The sequence below is a fragment of the Maridesulfovibrio ferrireducens genome (assembly GCF_016342405.1).
In the GTDB taxonomy this organism is placed as follows: Bacteria; Desulfobacterota; Desulfovibrionia; order Desulfovibrionales; family Desulfovibrionaceae; genus Maridesulfovibrio; species Maridesulfovibrio ferrireducens_A.
The window spans coordinates 140,265-159,374 of the sequence record NZ_JAEINN010000007.1 but is presented as its reverse complement, the minus strand read 5'-3'; the positions used below and the strand labels follow the sequence as shown (position 1 = coordinate 159,374).

Sequence of the window (19,110 nt, the reverse complement as noted above, 5' to 3'; positions counted from 1 at the left end):
GTGTGCTATTTTAGGTTCTTAATAACTTCTTTGGCTCTTTTAGCTTCTGCTGATTCAGGAGCTTTTTTGATCAAGTCTTCCAAAATATATTTACCGGATTTTGTTTTTCCTAATTTAATAAGACAAATTCCTTGTTTAAGCATCGCCGATTTAAACTTGTTGCTCGATGGATACTTAGCGATGACAACTTGATATTTTAATGCGGCGTTAGGATAGTCTTTAAGTTGGTAGTAACACTCTCCTTCCCAAAATATCGAATTCGGTACAAGGCTATTTTTAGGGAAATTTTTAGTGAATTCTGCCCAATCTACAATCGCTTTTTTATACTCTCTAGCTTTAAAGGATTCAAGAGCCTTGTTATAGAGGGCTTGAGCAGGATCAGCCGTTTTGTCTGTTTTAGCAGGAGAAGCCAGAACTGCCGCGATTCCAGTTGGTTGACTTATTGTCGCTGAAACCGATGCAGGACGTTTCATTTCATTGTGCGGCTTAATGAGGTTTAAGTCCATATCAAGTTGGCTTTCAAGAGCCATTCGCATATGGCTAAACTGCTGAGAAAGTTCACGAAGTGAAATAGTACTGTTAGAGTCGCCACCATTAATTTCTTGAACGGTGAGAGTAAGAGAATCTAACGATCCTTGTAGCTTCGCGACATCCATCTTTAGAGAATTAACTTCAGCCCAGATGTTTGCCTGACGGGTTTGCATTGGATTATTGGATGTTTTTATCTCATTTCGAATAGATTTATCCGCTTGATCCATTTGCTGATCAAGGGTGTCAATTTTTTTGTTAAGCTGACTTCTATTTTGTCTTACTTCCATTCTGAGGCTTTCCATATCAGAAGTGGTGACACATCCGCCTATCCCCGTAATTACGGAAAGAGTCAAAATCGAAATAAGCAGGCGATGTATAAAATTATTTTTCTTCATATTTCTTTCCCCTGTTTCGTCCGAGAATAAAGTATGCCAGACAGCCCAAAAAAGGAATAAAAATTACAAGCTGAATCCATCCTACTTTTTCCATATTTGAAGGGAATTCTCTTTTAAACGCATCCCATATTGCAAAAAGGGTAAGTAGTGCAAAAAAACCGACACTGCCGAGGATAATCATCCATGTTTCAGCTGGAAGGGTTGGTATATTTCCAAAAAACATTATGCGCTCCTGTGCTTATGTATAAATAATAGATAAATTCCAATTGAAAAAAAGATCAAAGTAAAAAACTGAGTTAAGCTGAAAGACCCTAGTTCGCCTCTGTAATCAGCTCTGAAAAATTCAATAATAAATCTGCACACTGAAAACAATATAAGAAATAAACCTGTTAATCCGCCTTCACTTTTTATAAAATTCTTAGCTGTAAGAAGAATAACGAATGTTAATAACCCGGCCAGACTATGGTATAATTGAGTTGGGTGCAATAAATGTCCTATCGGCGCAAGTGAGCCGGGATCGGAGAAAGTAACACCCCACGGAAGAGATGTTGTTTTTCCGTAACAGCATCCCGCAAAAAAACAGCCTAGACGTCCAATTGTCTGCCCAAGAGCTACTCCCGGAGCAATGCAATCAAGCCATTGCAATAAAGGTTGTTTTTGAGATTTAAGGAAAAGTAAACCGCTGAGTGAACCGAATAAAAAAGCCCCTGAAAAAACAAGTCCACCTTGCCATATGTATAAAATTTCAACAGGATTATGAATGAATTCCTGTGAATATAGAGCCACATAAAGAGCACGCGCCCCGACAAGTCCGCTGACAATTGCAATAATTCCGGCAACGGGAGCCATAGTGAAGGGCAGGTCTTTGAGACGAGCCTCTCTCATTGTCCACGCCATTGCCATCAGACAGCCAGCTGTGAGATATACGCTGTAGCTGTATATCGGCAGTGATCCTATGCTAAACAGTATCGGGTGCATTAGACTTGTTCCGGTAAATTGAAATAATCATGGCTAAAGCTCCAAGACAGATAGCAATGTCTGCTACATTAAATGCCGGCCAATGATATGTCCCGACATAAATATCAAGGAAGTCCGTAACTTCACCGTATAGAATTCTATCAATTAAGTTTCCGATAGCTCCGCCAAGTATAAAACCAAGACCTGATATTTGAAAAAAATCTTTATTATTTGTTGACCTGAGCAACATGGTGATTGCTCCTAATGAAATGATCGTCACAACTATAAAAAAAGTTCGTTGCCAACTGATATCACCGCGATTAAGGAAACCGAAAGCGGCTCCTTTATTAACCACGTAAACAAGATTGAAATAGTCAGGAATCAATGTTTTGGAAGACCACAGTTCCAGATTGTTGCGAACAGCTATTTTTGTAACCTGATCAAGGATAATGATCACTGCAGCAATAATTCCAGCCAGTGAGTATTTCTTCATTGCAGACCCTTTTTGCAAACATGCCCCCGTCCTCAATCAATTATGGGGGCGGGGGCATGTAGTCTTTTTAATTATGAATAAGATTAGACTTATTCGCCCGCAAGTACTGCTGTACAACGCGGACAAAGTTCAGGATGTTCTGCGTTTGATCCAAGGGTGTCATATCTCCAGCAACGGCTGCATTTTTCACCTTCGGATTTAACAACTCCAACAGCAAGTCCTTCAAGTTCTTCAGGTTTAACTGCGTCACTGTCAGCTGCTGCTAAAGGTTTAACTTCTGCTCCGGAAACAATAAAGAACTCTCTCATATCAACACTTTCAAGAGCTTTTGTGATTGTTTCATCTGCAAAAAGAGTAATCTTGGTATCAAGTGAGTGACCGATAACCCTTTCTCTGCGCAAAGGTTCAATTGCTTTAGTTACTTCTCTGCGAACATCCAGCAGGAGCTCCCATTTGGAGATCTCATCACTGCTGAGATCAGGAGTAAGAAGTTTCGGACGGATAGCAAAAACAGTATCAACTCCGCATTTCATTTCTTCAGGAAGATGTGAGAAAACTTCTTCGGAAGTAAAAGAAAGGACCGGAGCCATATCCGTAAGCAACATCATCATTGTCTGCCAAAGCACAGTCTGTGCTGACCGGCGTTCCAAACTCTTTTCACCGGACACATAAAGTCTGTCCTTAATGATATCAAGGTAAAAAGCTGAAAGGTCAGTTGTGCAAAGATTATGCAGGGTATGGTAGACTTTATGGAATTCAAAGTCTGTGTAAGCTTTTTGAATAACTTCATGCTGTCTTTTAATCAAATCAAGTGCAAAATGATCGGTAGGCAGAAGTTCAGAAACAGGTACTGCATCGGTTTCTGGATTGAAACCGTCGAGGTTACCGAGTAGGTAACGACATGTATTTCTGATTCTACGGTAAGCATCAACCAGACGGCTGAGTATCTCGTCAGAAATTCTAACATCTTCCTGATAGTTTACAGCAGAAACCCACATGCGCAGAATTTCAGCGCCATGCTGGTCTATGATTTCTTGCGGTGCAATAACGTTACCGATAGATTTAGACATCTTTTTACCATGTTTATCAACAACATAGCCATGAGTCAGAACCGTACGGTAAGGAGGCGTTTTGCGAGTTGCCATAGAAGCGAGCAGTGAGCTGTGGAACCATCCTCTGTGCTGATCTGATCCTTCAAGGTACAAATCCGCAGGGAATCTAAGTTCAGGTCTTTTTTCAACGACAGCAGCAAAACTGGTTCCTGAGTCAAACCATACATCAAGGATGTCGGTTTCTTTAGCCCAATGATTTCCACCGCATTTAGGACATTTGAGTCCGGCAGGGGCCAGTTCTTCAACTGATTTTTCAAACCAGTAATCACAACCGTTTTCGTGCTTCTCAAATTCGTCTACAATAGAGAAAACCCATTTGGCTTCATTATATACTTCATCACAGTCCTGACAAATCAAGGCGATGATGGGCACGCCCCAATTACGCTGACGTGAAATACACCAGTCAGGTCTGTTTTCAATCATTTTAAAGATGCGGTTTTCGCCCCAGGCTGGAATCCAGTTTACATCGTCCTGAATAGCTTTAAGCGTGTTTTTGCGCAGGTCGTTCTTTTCCATTGAAATGAACCACTGTGTGGTTGCGCGGAAAATGACCGGCTCTTTACAACGCCAGCAATGAGGATAGGAATGAGTAATGTTTTCACGTGCAAGGAGATTGCCCACTTCTTCAAGCTTTTCAATAACTTTAGGGTTAGCTTCAAAAACATTAAGTCCCGCGAAAAATTCAACTTCCTGGAGGAAAACTCCGTCATTATTAATCGGAGAATAAACTTCAAGTCCGTAGCGGTTTCCTGTTTCAAAGTCTTCGCGACCATGGCCGGGAGCCGTGTGAACACAGCCTGTACCACTGTCTAAAGTTACATAATCAGCTAGAACTATAGGAGACTTTCTGTCGTAGAAAGGATGATCCGCAACTGCGCCTTCAAGTTTAGCTCCTTCAAAGGTTCCGAGGACATTATACTTATCCCAACCGAAAGATTCTGCGCAAACAGGAAGAAGTCTTTCAGCAAGTATATAAAAATCACCATTTACTTCGGCGACGCAGTAATCAAATTCAGGATGCAGAGCCACAGCCATATTGTCGGGCAATGTCCACGGAGTAGTGGTCCAGATACAAACAAATGTACGGGACAGATCCATCTTAGATGAAATGTCTGAAGGAAGAACTTCCAGAACTTTCGGATCATTTAGAGGAAAGCGGACATAAATTGATGGCGAAGTATGATCTTCGTGTTCAACTTCTGCTTCAGCCAAGGCTGTTTTACATGAGCAGCACCAGTGAATAGGTTTTTTTCCTCTTACTACAGAACCATTTTCCATGAAGCGTCCGAGTTCACGTGCTGTAGCCGCTTCATACTCTGGTTTCAGTGTAAGATATGGATTATCCCATACGCCCATTACGCCAAGGCGTTTGAATTCTTTGCGCTGAATATCTACATATTTAAGCGCGTATTCACGGCAAAGTTTGCGAATAATAAGAGTAGGGAGATCTTTTTTCTTTTTCTTAAGATCCTGCGAAACCTTATGTTCAATAGGCAGACCATGACAATCCCATCCGGGAACGTATTCGGCTTTCTGACCTTGCATGTTGCGGGATTTAACGATGATATCTTTAAGCACTTTGTTCATGGCAGTACCCATGTGAATGTGCCCGTTGGCGTACGGAGGGCCGTCATGCAAAACATACTGCTCTGCATCTTTATTCGCCTCGACCATTTTATTATAAACCCCGGTCTCTTCCCAGCGCTTAAGCATTTCAGGTTCGCGCTGTTTGAGGTTTGCCTTCATTGGAAATTTTGTTTTGGGCAGACACAGGGTCTTTTTGTAATCGCTCATCGCTTAGAAAATCCTCCGGGAGTATCTTTAAAACATTGGATAAATTTATTAAGTTGTCGAAAATATCAAAATTAAGAACACCCTACATCACCAAAATAGACAACTAATTTAATAATTAATCTTTAGATAATAGTAGGTTGGACTTAAGTAGAATGCTTAAACAGCAAGCTCGAAAATATATATTTATTATATATATGTATAATGAAGCCGCGTCATTTTTAAACAAGGACAGAAGGAAGTCAACCTTCATCCTGCATAACGGTGAATTGTTACAATTTAATTATAAAGAAATAAGTCCTTCAATGGTTGCGGCTTTCTGATAAAAATTCAAAATAAAATCTGAGCAATCCGCGGTAACTGTCGCGGTTACACTGGTATATTTGCCCGTCTTGGAGTCTTTTTCAGAATGGACAATGCCTTCGAGAAGACTTTTCAATTCATCAAGCGACTTTGAAGGGACAATAAATTTAAATGTGTATTCGCAAGGCCATTCGTGATGTTCTTCAAGAACTCTTTTAAATTTGTTAATTGATTCGTCCATATTTACTCCTGATCTCATTCCTCTTTATTAGAAAGAAAAATGTTCATTGTTGAAAGCAATATTTTTTAGCAAAAATTAAACTGATTTCGCTAAAAAATGTATTGTTGATATATGAATCCTGCAACAACCTGTCAATGGCAGCAAAAAATATAGTTCAATATCTAAAGGATATTCTCACTCTGCCGATATAATATTTAAGTTGCCTTGTATATTGTAAGCAAAAGAGGGCGTATATCATGAGAAATAAAACCATTCATGCCACTAATTTCCGCAAAGTTCTTGAACTCTTCCGGGAAGAACGCAATGAAGAAGCAATAAATCTTTTAAAAATTATTCAAGAAGATTACCTCGATCTATATAGCGAAAACAAAGAGTTACGCTCTCAAATTAAAGAAGTTTCTGATATTCTGGATCTTGCCGAGTGCATGGATTTTGATGGTCAAAAATATTGGATCAAAGAGGATTCTGATGTAACCGGTCCTTATTGTCAGGTCTGTTATGATCAGGAAGGTGTTTTAATTCGATTACAAGAAAGAGATAAGCACTGGGAATGTTATAGCTGTGAAAATTTATTTGCAAAGATTCCAAAAGGAGTCACTGATAAAAATCAAAAACCTAAAAGAAAAACTAAACCTCCATTAAAACTTTTCAGTGTTAAGTAATTTATATAAATGATTTTTTAAAAAGCCTCTTGTGAAAAAACAAGAGGCTTTTTTTTGTGGAAATAATAATCAAAACAGAAAAAGTAATTCGGCGCTGAATTTATTGTTATAATTATTGAGTGTGATAGGGTTTGATTCTATAATTTAAAAGTATACTTTGAATCACTAAGAATGGATTTGAAACGTAATTTAGGATATATAACTAATAAAATAATGAATAGTGAGGTCCAAATGTCTGGAAAATTTTTATGCGTTCATGGGCATTTTTATCAGCCCCCTCGTGAAGATCCTTGGCTGGATATGATATTTCCAGAAGGGAGTGCTGCTCCTTTCAGACACTGGAATGAAAGAATCTGTAGTGAAAGCTACGGACCTTTAGCCTGGGCAAGACGCATGGGTGACAAAGGAATATTTGATATAATAAATTGTTATGAATGGATGAGTTTTAATGTCGGCCCGACTCTTTTTCGCTGGATTGAGCGAGCTGAGCCTGAACTTTACGCAAAAATAATTGAAGCCGATGCAAAAAGTATTGAACGCTGGGGACATGGAAATGCTATAGCCCAGATTTACCATCATGTGATCATGCCGCTTGCCTCTGACCTTGATAAGGAAACCGAGGTAGCCTGGGCAATAGCCGATTTTGAATCCAGATTTAATCGTAAACCTGAGGGCATGTGGCTCTCTGAGACGGCCTGTAACACCGCCTCTCTTGAAGCTCTCGCCGCACAAGGTGTCGTTTACACATTGCTTGCTCCGCGTCAGGCAGAAGCCCTCGCTGAACTGAATTCAAATGATTGGCATCAGGTAGACGAAGGATCACTTAATATTAAAGAACCTTATCTTGTCGAACTTCCGTCAGGCAAAACTATATCTGTTTTTTTCTATGACGGAGGATTATCGCAGGCGGTTGCTTTTGAAGGACTCCTTAAAAATGGTGAAGATTTCTGGAATAAACTTTCTGGCGCTTCGGGTGAGGGACTGCTTTCAATAGGCACGGACGGTGAAACCTATGGTCATCATTTTGAGTTCGGAGAAATGGCTCTTGCCTATGTTTTATCGCAAGGAGCTACTGGCCGGGATGACCTTAATCTGACTAACTACGGTGCATATCTTGCGCAAAATCCGCCTACCAGAAAAGTCAAAATACGTGAAAATTCATCATGGAGCTGCTATCACGGCGTTGAGAGATGGCGCTCTGATTGCGGCTGTTGCACCGGAGGCCATGACGGGTGGAATCAGCAATGGAGAAAGCCTCTTAGAGACGGGTTGAATGAAATTAAAACTTTGATGGACAAACATTTTTTTGCAGTTGGCAAGAATGTCTTTAATGATTCTCGCGAAGCTTTAGTGGAATATGGAGCGGTGCTTAGCGGATCTATAAATCAAGCTGATTTCTTCAAGCTTTACTTTAAGTGCAAAGAAGGTTCGCTTCAGGCTGATTTAGGGTGGAAGCTTTTATCCATGCAAAAATGGGCCTTATCTTCATTTGCAAGCTGTGGATGGTTTTTTGATGATCTGGCTCGACTTGAACCGTTAAATGATATGTCCTTTGTTCTTAGAGCTATGGAAATAGCCGAAAGTACTGGGCTGATCGGTCTTGAGGAGAAGTTTTTACAAATTATGGCCGAAGCCAAATCCAACGAAGAAAGATACGGTTCAGGTGTGGATCTTTGGAACAGTAAAATTAAACCACAAAAAGATACTTCGGGAAGTTTAATAGCGCAGGGTCTTATAAGACTTTCCGCAGAAGGTGCATTCCCTGTTCCGGGTGAAGAAGGGCGTGTAGATTGGCCCGGGGCTTCCGTTTCGATAACACTTGAAAGTAATTTAGGTTCAAGGTTGAAAGGGGAGGCCGCAATCAGATGGTCCCTTGAATCCGCTGTTAATACTTATAAATGGGAATGGACGAAGGAGCCTAGTGTAATCTCCGGTGAAGTTCAGATTAAAGGAATAAAAAACGGATACAGTGAAGTCTTCAAGCTTGATCAGTTATCATGGAAAAAAAGACAGTCTCTTTCAATGGCTTGGGTTAAACGCGTATCAGATAACAGCTGGGATCGAAAACTGTTACCTGTCATCGAATATGGGCCTGATATTTTCTTAGGGTATGAAGATTATCAATCAACGCAAATCTGGGTTCAAAAATGGAAAGAACTTTGGTCACCTCTTGTCTGGACCTATTTGTTTACGGACGTTTTGGCCTGTGATGATTTTATGGCCTTTATTAAAGAAACAGGACGTGATCATCCTGACTCAGCAGCTTTAACAGAGCGCATGTCTATTACTCTTTGCGATATGCTGCATAATCAGGTGTTCATGTGGGATAAAGTTGTAGAGGTATTACGCAAAGCTAAAACAATTGAATTTTCTTTGAATATTTGGAAGTTGCAAAATTGCTATTGGGATAAGGCTCAGAATGGCACTGTTTCCGCTGAACTGAGCGAACTACTTGGATTTGATTTGTAGTTAAAATATTAAAGTCTATAAAAAATGCCCCTTAGAAATTAATTTTTCCAAGGGGCATTTCGATTATGTAAAACCATAAAAACGACTGATCAGAACATATGATTAAAATTCATATACAGAGCCTGACCCCATCTGATGAACATCACATGAAAGTTTGTTTTTTAGAAATCCATAACCTTTTTCACCTGTGCAATGTCCGGCAGCAACAAGTTTAGGATTAAATTCTTCAATCACTTTAGCGGTGCTTTCAAATTCATTAACATCAGTTTTAAAAAGATGAAGTCCGCCGATAATAGCGTGCACTGATTCAAGCCCTGTCAAATCACGCAGGTGATAAAGACTATTGGCAAGTCCACTGTGACAACATCCTAAAATAACGACCGGACCGGATTTGGTCATCATTAACAAAAAGGCATCGTCGGGGACATGATCTGTGGTTGTCAATTCAGGGTCGGTGAACAGTCCCCCAGTAGCCTCAAAAAGACCGGCTATGCGAGGTATTTCGGTGATCATGAATAACCCATCATCCAGCTCAGTATAATCGCGAACGATTATGGTTCCCGGATATTCACAAGGGAAAGAAGCATCTTTGACTTCACCTTCAGCACGGACTGAATACCGTTTTGCAGCAAAATTGGGATGCGCATAGACCGGACCTAAAAAATCAGTCTCCATAAGAGCATCCATGCCTCCGGAATGGTCCCAATGACCATGACTGAGTGCAATCCCTTTCGCCTTATTTGTGTCAATTTTCATTTCTTGTGCATTTTGCAGGAAAAGTGAACCAGCACCACAATCCCACAACCAAAGATCATCTTGAGGTAGGTTTAAGGCCATAGAAAGCCCCCATTCTTTACCTAGAGAATCACTTGTGGTGGTGTTATCACATAAGATCGAAATCTTACTAGGCTTATCAATCGTTACACCGTTTACATTGAGCTTGGCCATTTTTGCGGATCATCCTTGAAGAGCTTGTAATTAATTGAGTCTACGAGAGCCTGCCAGCTTGCTTCGATAATGTTGTTGCTGACTCCCATTGTTGTCCATTGACTCTTACCATCTGAAGATTCGATGAGCAGGCGGACATTTGAGCTTGTGCCTTCGGTATCTCTGATTGCTCCAGTAAGCACGCGTACTTTAAAGTCGAGTAACCGGACATCTTTCAAACTGGGATAAAATTGCTCAAGAGCCTTACGCAAGGCCTTATCCAAAGCATTAACAGGTCCATCACCGGATGCTGCGGTATGGTTTTCCTGACCGTGAACTTTAACAATTACAGTTGCTTCGGAGAATGGCTCATTATCTTCTTTACGCTTGGCATCAACCACAAAGAAGTTGATGAACTCAAAATATCTCTTGGACCATCCCATGGCTTTAAAGAATAACAACTCAAAAGAGGCTTCGGCAGCGGAGTATTCAAAACCGATGCTTTCGCGTTCTTTAATATCTGCAAGGATTGTTCTTACAGCTGGATCATTTTTATCTAGATTGTACCCGAACTGTTTAGCTTTGTAGAGAATATTGCTTTTGCCTGAAAGGTCTGAAAGCAGAACTCGTCTATCATTGCCAACTAAAAGCGGGTCAATATGTTCGTAGCTTTTTGAATCTTTCATGACCGCACTGACGTGAACGCCGCCTTTGTGAGCAAAAGCAGCGGCGCCGACATACGGTTGTCTGAGAAACGGACGTAAGTTCGCAATTTCGGTAACATAATTTGAAGCACTTTTAAGCTTAATCAAATTATCTTTACCAATAGCATTAAAACCCATTTTAAGTTCAAGATTCGGGATAATGGAGCAGAGGTTAGCGTTACCGCACCTTTCACCATATCCATTTATGGTTCCCTGAACCTGCACAGCTCCATTGCTTACCGCTGTAAGAGCGTTGGCAACGGCAAGCTCGCAGTCATTATGGGTATGAATCCCGATCTTTGATCCGGGAATCTTAGAAAGCACAATCTTACAAGCTTCAGCAACTTCTTCAGGCAATGCTCCGCCGTTAGTATCACACAAAACAAGAACATCAGATCCTGCATCGTGGGCCGCTTTCAAACATGCCAATGTGAATTCCGGATTATCTTTAAATCCATCAAAAAAATGCTCAGCATCAAAGAACAGTTCTTCGACATGCTTGCGCATGAATCCAATACTATTACTGATCAGTTCAATATTTCGTTCAAGACTGACACCTAAAGCATTCGTAGCGTGAAAGTCCCAGCTTTTTCCGAAAAGAGTTACAACCTTAGCTCCACAATCAACTAGAGCAGCCAGATTAGTATCATTTTCCGGCTTCACCCGAGTATTATGAGTAGAACCAAAAGCCGAAACTCTGGCATTTTCAAGGTGATAATTCGTAATCTCCTCGAAAAACTCCTTATCTGTGGAGTTTGATCCGGGCCATCCGCCTTCAATGTAATGTACGCCCAGCTCATCGAGCTTTTTGGTAATGCGTATTTTGTCTTGTACGGTTAAGTTGATTTCTTCGCTTTGAGTTCCGTCACGCAGGGTAGTGTCATATATCTTTATTGTTTTCATAATTACAGCATATTTTCTTCGGACCCGCTTTTATCAAGCCCGAACGTGTTGTGGAGCGTTCTGATGGCAAGTTCAGTATATTTTTCTTCAATAAGACAAGTAATTTTAATTTCAGATGTGCTGATCATCAGGATATTGATGTTTTCATCACGGAGAGCCTGAAAAGCCTTAGAAGCAACACCGGAATGATTACGCATTCCAACACCGATAACAGAAATTTTACATACGTTCTGATCATAAAGAATTTCTTCTGCACCCATTTCGTCTTTAATTCTATCAAGAACTTCAAGAGTAATTTCCAAGTCAGCTCTTGGAATGGTGAAGGTCATATCAGTACGGCCGTCACGGCTCGGATTCTGAACGATCATATCAACAAGGATGCCGTTTTCTGCAAGAGGGGTAAAAAGAGTCGCTGAAACACCCGGCTTATCGAGAACTTTTGCAAGAGTAACGCGAGCCTGATCTTTATCATATGCAATGCCGGAAACCATTACCGATTCCATATTTTCATCCTCCTGAGTGACAAACGTCCCAATTTCATCGCTGAAAGTTGAGCGAACATGAACTTTTACATTATATTTTTTTGCAAATTCAACCGAGCGTATCTGTAGAACTTTTGCTCCCATACTGGCCATTTCCAGCATCTCATCATAAGAAACTGTGTCCAGCTTTCGCGCCTGAGTACAGATGTTAGGATCGGTAGTGAAGACACCGGAAACATCAGTATAAATTTCGCAGACATCGGCATTAACAGCTGCAGCCATAGCAACCGCGGATGTATCAGAACCACCGCGTCCCAGAGTTGTAATACGCTTATCTTCCGTACACCCTTGAAAGCCGGCGACGACTAAAATATCATGCTTTTCTAAAAGACTAATAATTTCATCACTGTCCATCTCTAAAATTCGAGCACGGGAATGAGATGAATTTGTCTTGATGGGGATCTGAAAACCTAAAAGAGAGCGGGCTTTAATCCCTTTATCTTTAAGGAGCATTGTAAACAAAGCGGTTGAAACTTGTTCACCTGTTGAAACAAGAGAATCCATTTCCGCAAGGTCGGGAGTTTTTGACCATTCTTTTGCAAGAGCAATCAATCTATTAGTTTCCCCGGACATTGCAGATAAAACGACAATGACCTTGTTGCCTTGTTCGTAAGGTACCATGACTTTTTCCAGTACCTGCTTCATACATTCGAGGTTCCTTACTGAGGTTCCTCCGAATTTTTGTACTACTATGTTCATTTGAACATTATCTCCTTACCACATTTATTCAACGTAAGTTATTAAAAAGAATCGAGAAGTGTGGCAATCTCTTCGAAGAGGGGGGTCGCTGAACCATGAAGGGTCAATTCGATTTTTCTACCGGTGGGGGTAGCTTTCCAAGTGAAGAGCAGTGCGTTATCAGGCCAAAATTCAATATTGAGATACTGAATCCACTCTACAACTGTCAAAGTGTTTTTATTGTTTAATAGATCAAAAAACTCGTCATCAGGACATTGCCCTTCAAGTCTATAGAGGTCAAAATGCTCAACCTGCGGTTTTGTGGGGTATATATTAAGAATATTGAAACTTGGACTGCTTACTTCTGCGTTTTCCGCACCGGGAAGAGATTCTACAAAAGCTCTAACAAAAGTTGTTTTTCCTGCTCCAAGATCTCCATTTAGAAAAATTGGAATGAATTCTTTCTTTTTTTGGAAGAAATCTGCCAGAAAAGAGCCGAATCTCAGCGTCGCCTCCACATCCGGCAGATTTATGATCAACTGGTTCTTTGTCATGATGATTTAGTCAGCACCTTAAGAACATCTTCTTTACCGACAACACCTATAAGCTTCCCGTTTTCCAAAACAGGTAGAGTATAAAGTTTTTTCTCAACCATCAGGTCGGCAATTTTTTCAATGCTTGTTTCAGGTGTTATGGTTACAGGATTAGGAGTCATGGCTTGTTTAACCTTCGTAGCTGAAATCTTAGTGATTTCTTTTTCAAAATCATCACTTGATGACAGAGAGATGAAACCGTCAAGTATTGTGAAAAAAGACGGTACTGAAATACTTTTTTGCTGAGCTACCAAATCGCTCTGGCAGATTACGCCGACAAGATTTCCATTTGAATCAACAACCGGAACACCGTTCAGATGCTTTTCCAGCAACAATTTTGCAGCGAGAGCTACTTCGGAATCGGGTGTGAGAGTAAGAGCTCCGGATGTCATAATGTCTTTAGCAGTTAACATAATTCCTCCTTAAGTACTTCGGGAAGTGAGTTGGCAATTTCAGATGCGAGATTTCCTCTGTGTGGAAAATTTTTTTTGAGATAAAGCCCACATTTTCCGTGTAAGTATACCCCCATACATGCACTTTGCATAGCGGGAATTCCTTTGGCAAGTAATGCTCCGATAATTCCGGCCAACACATCACCTGAACCCGCGACAGCAAGGTTAGGCGCGGAAATAGGTGAAATTACAATTTTACCGTCAGGGCAACCTATCACGGTTCCGGCACCTTTAAGAACAAGTATCACTTTTTTTGAAACTGCGTACTGATGAGCAGTTTCAATGCGTGAATCTTCAACTTCAGCGATACTCTTATTAACCAGCCGTCCCATTTCGCCGGGGTGCGGAGTAAAAATAGAATTTTCGTCAATTGAGATCAAAAGGTGTGATCTTCTGGATAAAGCATAAAGAGCGTCCGCGTCAAAAACAGCCGGAGGATGTCCTGCAGAAACTATTGCTTCAACAAGATTCATGGCTCCTTCAGCTCTGCCCAGCCCCGGACCAATAGCTATCGCATCATAATTTTCAAGCAGCGGAAGAAGTTCTTCAACAGCCTGATCATCCCAGTGATCACCAGAACCAAGCCCCATAGTCATCAGTTCCGGCATGTATGTTTTCACTTGAGAAGCGAGCCCCGCAGGGCAGGCAAGGGTAACGAGGCCGGCGCCGGCTCTTAAAGCTCCAAGCCCTGAAAGCTGCAAAGCCCCGGTGAGCCCTATTGATCCTCCGATTATAAGAACATGACCGGAAGTTCCTTTGTGCATGGTCGGAGTAAGAGAAGGGAGCTGATCAAAAATTTTATCATTAATTAAATAATGAGCAACAGGATGATCTTCTTTAACCTTACTTGGAATACCGATCTTTTTGACAATAAGATTTCCAGTGAAAGGTTTAGCTTCGGGAAGACTCAGCCCGACTTTTGCAGCTTCAAATGTCACTGTAGCATGGGCGTTGACGGCTACAGGATGAGGCTTTCCGGTAAGTCCGTTAAGACCGGAAGGAATATCGATCGCCAAAACAAAAGAACGCTGTTTTGCCTTGTTTATTGCATCGACCACAGCCTTGGCAAATGGCCGCAATTCATTATCAAAACCGGTTCCAAGCAGAGCATCAATGATAATATCAGATTCAGGAATATTGATTTTATCAGTGATACGAAAATATTTAAGCTGAACACCGGATTTTACTGCGAGCTTAAGATGATATGAAGCTTCGCCTTTATATTTATTTTTAGGCGCGGTGTGCAGAATCAGTATTTCTGCGCCGAGGTCAGCCAGATGCCTGCCTATGACAAAGCCGTCACCGCCATTATTCCCTGAACCCGAGATAATGAGGACTGATTTGTTTTTAACAGGACCGTATTCCTTGAGAAGGGTGGCGGTAGCTTCACGGCCGGCATTTTCCATAAGGATATCACCACGGATACCTATATCGTTAATTGCAGCCTGATCCCAACCCGACATTTCGACAGGCGTAGGAAGCGATGAAAACATAATTACCCCCGTATGTTACTTCTCAAGAATTACAACAGCCGCAGCGGAGTCTCGTCCATGTGTAATTGATATGAGTATTCTTTCTACACCTAATTCACGGGATCGCTCAAGCCCCTTTCCATTAAAGACCAACTCAGGAGCACCGGATTTAAGATTTAAAATTTCAACACACTTAAAGGTAATTCCTTCAGCAAATCCTGTACCTAAGGCCTTCACAGCGGCTTCCTTTGCGGCAAATCTAGCTGCAAGATGTTGAATCTTGTTTATTTCGGGAACTAAGCTGATTTCTTTTTCAGTAAGAAAAGTACGCATAAAGCGCTCACCGAATTTCTCCAGTGAGCTTTCTATGCGATCAAGTTCTGTTAAATCTATTCCGAGGCCTACTATCATTTCTAATCCACAAATGTCCTGATAATTTCAACCATATCTTTTACAGCGCGATCTATACCGACGAAGATTGCACGAGCCATAATTGAATGCCCGATGGAATATTCACAAATTCCCGGAACATTAGCAAAATCGAGGATATTGGTATAATTGAGACCATGGCCGAGATTAACTTTAAGGCCGAGATCCTGACTTCTTTTTATACCGTCGATGATTCTGTTCAGCTCTAGTTTTTGTTCTGATCTGGTTTTAGCATCGGCATAATGACCAGTATGAATCTCAACATAATCGGCGCCGATCTCATGTGAAGCTTTAATTTGTGCCGGATCTGCATCGATGAAAAGACTTGATTTGATTCCTGCATCATGAATCGGAGCAAGATATTTTTTCAGTTTATCTTCATGCCCGGCGCAACTTAGACCGCCCTCGGTTGTGAGTTCCGCTCTTTTTTCAGGGACAAGACACACAGTGACGGGATTTATTTTGAGTGCGAAGGCTTGCATTTCGTCAGTTGCAGCCATTTCAAAATTAAATTTTGTTTGAATAGTCTGCGCAATAAGATCAACATCTCTATCCTGAACGTGTCTTCTGTCTTCACGCAGGTGCATGATGATTCCGGCTGCTCCTGCCAGTTCGCACATAGCGGCTGCAACTATCGGGTCCGGTTCTGTTCCTAGTCTAGCCTGTCTGATTGTTGCAACATGATCAACATTGACGCATAAGAGTGGCATGGTTATATCCTCCGGTGAACAAACTTTATTTTTATTGTCGAAATTAATTTGTTTTTACATAGCATATTAGTATAATCCGACTTTGTTGAAGGACAATATAGTCATTGGTGTTTGATGGCAACTGTCATATTGGCGCAACTATTTACTAGTTGACATTAAAAATATACTGGCGTTATCCGCTGTGTCACAGCTTGCAGACGATCTGCTTGATTTGACTTTTTTGGCCGGACTGTTAGTGACGTTTTTTTAAACGTAAAGAATTATCGAGAGAACAAATAATGAACATATGTATAGTAGGAACCGGATATGTCGGGCTTGTCAGCGCAGCATGTTTTGCAGAAATGGGAAACCATGTTTGGTGTGTTGATGTAAATCCAGACGTTATTAAGACTCTTAAAGAGGGGAAAATTCATATTTTTGAACCGGGCCTTGAAGACTTGGTTAAACGAAACTATGAAGATCAAAGACTTTTCTTTACCACCAGTCTTAAAGAAGGACTGGATAAAGCCCGTTTTGTTTTTATTACTGTCGGAACTCCATGCAGCTCAGATGGAAGTTGTGATCTGAGATTTGTGGAAAATGTTGCCCGCGAAATAGGGCAGACCATGACCGACTCTAAAATTATTGTAGACAAATCTACCGTTCCGGTTGGAACGGCTGATAAAGTCCGCTCAATAGTTAAAGCAGAACTTGAAAAAAGAGGTTTGAATCTTGAGTTTGATGTCGCTTCAAACCCCGAATTTCTAAAAGAAGGGGATGCTGTAAGCGACTTTATGAAGCCGGACAGGGTGGTTGTCGGCACTGAAAAAAAAGGAACTTGTAAGGAATTCGAGACATTATACGCACCTTATGCCCGTAGTAGAGAAAAACTCATTTTTATGGGTACCAGAAGTGCGGAAATGACTAAATATGCAGCGAACTGCATGCTGGCCACAAAAATTTCTTTTATTAATGAAATGGCCGGTATTTGTGAACTCGTCGGAGCTAATGTGCGCGAAGTCAGACTCGGCATAGGTTCTGATCACCGCATTGGATATTATTTCATCTACCCCGGCGTAGGTTACGGTGGATCATGTTTTCCTAAGGACGTGAAGGCCCTGATCAATACAGCTAAAGAGGTCGGCGCCAGACCTGAGCTTATTGAAGCTGTGGATTCTGTTAATAACAGACAGAAAAAAATGCTTTCCCGCAAGATTCTGGATTATTTTGAACCTCAGGGTGGAGTTAGAGGTAAAACCCTTGCAATATGGGGACTTGCATTTAAAGCTAACACTGATGATATGAGAGAATCTTCTGCCTTATCTATCATTTCAGAGCTGACTGAAGCAGGAATGAAAATTAAAGCATTTGACCCAGTTGCTCATATAAAAGCAGAAGAAATTTTGCGTGATAATGATCTGGTGGAGATCGTACACAACCAGTATGAAGTTCTTGAAGGGGCAAATGCTGTTGCGGTTGTGACCGATTGGAATCAGTTTAGAAATCCTGATTTTGATAAAATAAAAGAAGCCTTGCTTGCTCCGGTTATATTTGACGGTAGAAATCTTTACGACCCGTCTTACCTAGGCAGTAACGGTTTTGCTTACTTCAGCGTTGGACGCAGACCGGTCGGGGATTCTGTTTAATTTAATTCAAAATTTAAAGGCCCGCTTTAAGCGGGCCTTTAAATTTGTCTAAGGTGATAACGATTTCATACACGATCTAAGTTGCAGTTCCTGCAAAATTAATCGTTCATATTCGGGACTGTATGGAACATCTTCTTGGTTTTCTTGATTTAACATTTTCGCGAGAAACTGGGTTTCTTCCCAGAAGTCAAGCAACTCATCATTTGCTAATGATTTAATCTGATCTTCCAAGGTAACATTATCCGTTGGGGAAAACTGAGCCATGCGAGTTCATACCCTCCTGAGTCTTCGCCTTATTGCTATTTTCTGCTAATCAATTTTCTAGGTAGTCATTTCTGGGCCAGTAGTCAATTTTCTCTGAATAAAAAATTTTGATTAAATTGTTTTATAATTTTATGATTAGCTTGCAAATATTTCAGATGAATAATAATATACTGATTAAATATGAATAGATTATTTTTAAAAATATTTTTACATGATCAAAATATTTTGATTGTGCACTGCAATAGCAACTAACAGGGGGCATGAATGGAAGAAGATAAGAAAAGGCAAGACGCCGAACTTATCCAGCTAGTCACCTTCAGCATTGCCGAAGAAGAGTTCGGAGTGGATATCCTTAAGGTTCAGGAAATTATCCGAACCATGGAAATCACCAAAGTTCCCCGGGCTCCTGTATTCGTTGAAGGTGTAATCAACCTTCGCGGGAAGGTAATTCCAATCATTGACTTAAGAAGTAAGTTTGGTCTCGAAATCAGAGAACATGATCAAAATACTCGTATTATCGTTATTGAAATCAGCGATATGATAGTCGGATTTGTTGTCGATTCAGTTTCCGAGGTTCTCAGAATCCCGGCAAACACTGTTGAACCACCACCGCCTGTTGTTTCCGGGCTGGAATCTGAATATATCAGTGGGGTAGGCAAACTTGAAGACAGACTGCTTATTTTACTTGATCTTAACAGACTTCTTTCAGGTGATGAGCAGGAATTATTAGCACAGGTTTAATCAAATCTTCCAACTTGTTGTGTATGATTAAGGAACGATTACGATCCTATATTTAGCTGCATATTGCCATGATTTGATATGTCTGCCACCAGTAAATATTGCGATTTACGTCTATT

Annotated in this window: 19 protein-coding genes; 4 read left to right on the top strand and 15 right to left on the bottom strand. The window is 40.9% G+C overall.

The genetic code is table 11. The features are described 5' to 3' along the window. Positions 1-5 precede the first annotated feature (5 nt). From ybgF to JEY82_RS09600, 6 genes are all read right to left on the bottom strand, one after another. The gene (ybgF, locus tag JEY82_RS09625; RefSeq protein WP_304085195.1) at positions 6-926 is read right to left on the bottom strand and encodes a tol-pal system protein YbgF; all 921 of its coding nucleotides are present in this window, start codon (positions 924-926) and stop codon (positions 6-8) included. After that, positions 913-1,149, bottom strand: coding sequence for a PLD nuclease N-terminal domain-containing protein (locus JEY82_RS09620; protein ID WP_304085194.1), 237 nt, complete (start codon positions 1,147-1,149; stop codon positions 913-915). The genes ybgF and JEY82_RS09620 overlap by 14 nt, the downstream gene beginning before the upstream one ends. Next, positions 1,149-1,904, bottom strand: a complete 756-nt coding sequence (lgt, locus tag JEY82_RS09615; protein WP_304085193.1) for a prolipoprotein diacylglyceryl transferase — start codon at positions 1,902-1,904, stop codon at positions 1,149-1,151. Before lgt ends, JEY82_RS09620 begins: the two co-directional genes overlap by 1 nt. Next, positions 1,885-2,376 carry a signal peptidase II gene (gene lspA / locus JEY82_RS09610; protein ID WP_304085192.1) on the bottom strand — a complete coding sequence of 164 codons (492 nt, stop codon included), beginning with the start codon at positions 2,374-2,376 and terminating at the stop codon, positions 1,885-1,887. Before lspA ends, lgt begins: the two co-directional genes overlap by 20 nt. Before the next feature lie 89 nt (positions 2,377-2,465). Beyond that, positions 2,466-5,282 (bottom strand): isoleucine--tRNA ligase, encoded by a 2,817-nt coding sequence (gene ileS, locus JEY82_RS09605; RefSeq protein ID WP_304085191.1) that lies wholly within the window; start codon positions 5,280-5,282, stop codon positions 2,466-2,468. A gap of 280 nt (positions 5,283-5,562) precedes the next feature. Beyond that, positions 5,563-5,823, bottom strand: coding sequence for a DUF493 family protein (locus tag JEY82_RS09600; protein ID WP_304085190.1), 261 nt, complete (start codon positions 5,821-5,823; stop codon positions 5,563-5,565). 236 nt (positions 5,824-6,059) lie between these two features. Here JEY82_RS09600 and JEY82_RS09595 point away from each other — a divergent pair, with 236 nt between their 5' ends. Further along, positions 6,060-6,485, top strand: coding sequence for a hypothetical protein (locus tag JEY82_RS09595; RefSeq protein WP_304085189.1), 426 nt, complete (start codon positions 6,060-6,062; stop codon positions 6,483-6,485). Positions 6,486-6,716: 231 nt separating this feature from the next. Next, positions 6,717-8,954, top strand: a complete 2,238-nt coding sequence (locus JEY82_RS09590; protein ID WP_304085188.1) for a DUF3536 domain-containing protein — start codon at positions 6,717-6,719, stop codon at positions 8,952-8,954. 102 nt (positions 8,955-9,056) lie between these two features. On the opposite strand, the gene JEY82_RS09585 is transcribed toward JEY82_RS09590, so the two are convergent. The 8 genes from JEY82_RS09585 to JEY82_RS09550 are packed head-to-tail and all read right to left on the bottom strand — an operon-like array spanning position 9,057 to position 16,364. After that, a complete protein-coding gene (locus JEY82_RS09585) occupies positions 9,057-9,902 on the bottom strand; it encodes an MBL fold metallo-hydrolase (RefSeq protein ID WP_304085187.1) in 846 nt (281 codons plus the stop codon). Next, complete coding sequence (cimA, locus tag JEY82_RS09580; protein WP_304085186.1) at positions 9,884-11,488, bottom strand: citramalate synthase; 1,605 nt, start codon at positions 11,486-11,488, stop codon at positions 9,884-9,886. Before cimA ends, JEY82_RS09585 begins: the two co-directional genes overlap by 19 nt. Before the next feature lie 2 nt (positions 11,489-11,490). Beyond that, positions 11,491-12,729 (bottom strand): aspartate kinase, encoded by a 1,239-nt coding sequence (locus JEY82_RS09575; protein ID WP_304085185.1) that lies wholly within the window; start codon positions 12,727-12,729, stop codon positions 11,491-11,493. A gap of 41 nt (positions 12,730-12,770) precedes the next feature. Then, the gene (tsaE, locus tag JEY82_RS09570) at positions 12,771-13,262 is read right to left on the bottom strand and encodes a tRNA (adenosine(37)-N6)-threonylcarbamoyltransferase complex ATPase subunit type 1 TsaE (protein ID WP_092161494.1); all 492 of its coding nucleotides are present in this window, start codon (positions 13,260-13,262) and stop codon (positions 12,771-12,773) included. Further along, complete coding sequence (locus JEY82_RS09565) at positions 13,259-13,714, bottom strand: CBS domain-containing protein (RefSeq protein ID WP_304085184.1); 456 nt, start codon at positions 13,712-13,714, stop codon at positions 13,259-13,261. Before JEY82_RS09565 ends, tsaE begins: the two co-directional genes overlap by 4 nt. After that, positions 13,708-15,246, bottom strand: coding sequence for an NAD(P)H-hydrate dehydratase (locus JEY82_RS09560; protein WP_304085183.1), 1,539 nt, complete (start codon positions 15,244-15,246; stop codon positions 13,708-13,710). The genes JEY82_RS09565 and JEY82_RS09560 overlap by 7 nt, the downstream gene beginning before the upstream one ends. A 15-nt stretch (positions 15,247-15,261) precedes the next feature. Further along, on the bottom strand, positions 15,262-15,636 hold the full coding sequence (locus JEY82_RS09555; RefSeq protein WP_304085182.1) for a holo-[acyl-carrier-protein] synthase: 375 nt from the start codon (positions 15,634-15,636) through the stop codon (positions 15,262-15,264). 2 nt (positions 15,637-15,638) lie between these two features. Then, on the bottom strand, positions 15,639-16,364 hold the full coding sequence (locus tag JEY82_RS09550) for a pyridoxine 5'-phosphate synthase (protein ID WP_304085181.1): 726 nt from the start codon (positions 16,362-16,364) through the stop codon (positions 15,639-15,641). Between the two features lie 278 nt (positions 16,365-16,642). On the opposite strand from JEY82_RS09550, the gene JEY82_RS09545 reads away from it, so the two are divergent. Continuing rightward, positions 16,643-17,989, top strand: a complete 1,347-nt coding sequence (locus JEY82_RS09545; protein WP_304085180.1) for a UDP-glucose/GDP-mannose dehydrogenase family protein — start codon at positions 16,643-16,645, stop codon at positions 17,987-17,989. 48 nt (positions 17,990-18,037) lie between these two features. Here the strand turns inward: JEY82_RS09545 and JEY82_RS09540 are convergent, their stop codons facing one another. Next, on the bottom strand, positions 18,038-18,253 hold the full coding sequence (locus JEY82_RS09540) for a hypothetical protein (RefSeq protein WP_092161482.1): 216 nt from the start codon (positions 18,251-18,253) through the stop codon (positions 18,038-18,040). Between the two features lie 264 nt (positions 18,254-18,517). Between JEY82_RS09540 and JEY82_RS09535 the strand changes: the two genes are divergently transcribed. Next, positions 18,518-18,994 (top strand): chemotaxis protein CheW, encoded by a 477-nt coding sequence (locus tag JEY82_RS09535; RefSeq protein ID WP_092161480.1) that lies wholly within the window; start codon positions 18,518-18,520, stop codon positions 18,992-18,994. Positions 18,995-19,110 lie beyond the last annotated feature (116 nt).